Consider the following 1,013-nt stretch of genomic DNA (forward strand, 5'->3'; position numbering starts at 1 on the left):
TGCGGCAGGTCGATCCGCCATTGGCGGGCGATCCGGCCGGGGCGGGAGGAGAGCAGGACCACGCGTTGGGCGAGGCGGACGGCCTCGCGGACGTTGTGGGTGACGAACAGGACGGTCAGCTGTCGTTCGGCCCAGATCCGGGTGATCTCGTCGTGCAGCACGTCGCGGGTGATGGCGTCGAGGGCGGCGAAGGGTTCGTCCATCAGCAGGACGTTGCCGCCCTGGGCGAGGGAGCGGGCGAGCGCGACGCGCTGGCGCATGCCGCCGGACAGCTCGTGGACGCGTTTGTTGTGGGAGCCGCCGAGGCGGACCAGTTCGAGGAGGCGTTCGGCCTCGGGGCGGCGCTCGTGGCGGGGTACGCCTGCCAGTCGTAGGGCCAGTTCGATGTTCTTGCCGGCGGTCAGCCAGGGGAACAGTGCGTGGTCCTGGAACATCAGTGCGGGGCGGCCGCCTAGTACCTCGATGGTGCCGGCGGTCGGCCGGTCGAGTCCGGCGACCAGGTTGAGCAGGGTGGACTTGCCGCAGCCGGAGGCGCCGAGCAGGGTGACGAACTCGCCCGGGGCCACGTCCAGCGAGATGTCGTCCAGGACGGGGGCGGCGGTGCCGGGGCGGCCGAAGGTCTTGTGCACGTGCGAGAGCCGGACGGCCACCTGGCCGGCCGGGGAATCGGTGGCGGGGACGTCGTGCGAGGTGGTCAGTGCCGAGGTCATCCGGGCACCTCCTGCGTGGTCGGTCTGGCGTGGGCTTCGGGGAGCTGGGGCCGGGGCCCGGCCCCGCCCCGTCCTGTGATTGGGCATCGACCAGGACGGGGACGGGGCGCGGACCGCGGAGTCACGGGGCGGGGGTCACTTGACCCCGAGGCCGGCGTCCGCGACGGACGGCTGGCCCTTCTCCTTGAGCACCTTGTTCAGCAGCGTGAGGTCGTAGATGCCGTCGAGGACCGGCTTCTCCAGCAGACCGGCCTTGACCGCGTGGTCGGCCTCGGCCTGGAAGGTGTTGGCCAGCGGGTCGTC

At 72.1% G+C, this 1,013-nt stretch carries 1 protein-coding gene and 1 pseudogene; both read right to left on the reverse strand.

Going from position 1 to position 1,013, the window contains the following annotated elements:
* Nucleotides 1-710, reverse strand: a 710-nt coding sequence (locus tag AB0D08_RS40890; protein ID WP_359895451.1) for an ABC transporter ATP-binding protein, incomplete at its 3' end; no start/stop codon positions are given.
* A gap of 135 nt (nucleotides 711-845) precedes the next feature.
* A pseudogene (locus AB0D08_RS40895) lies at nucleotides 846-1,013 on the reverse strand (sulfate ABC transporter substrate-binding protein); the annotation flags it as partial.

Origin of the sequence: Kitasatospora sp. NPDC048540, assembly GCF_040651175.1 — a bacterium.
Classification (GTDB): Bacteria; Actinomycetota; Actinomycetes; order Streptomycetales; family Streptomycetaceae; genus Kitasatospora.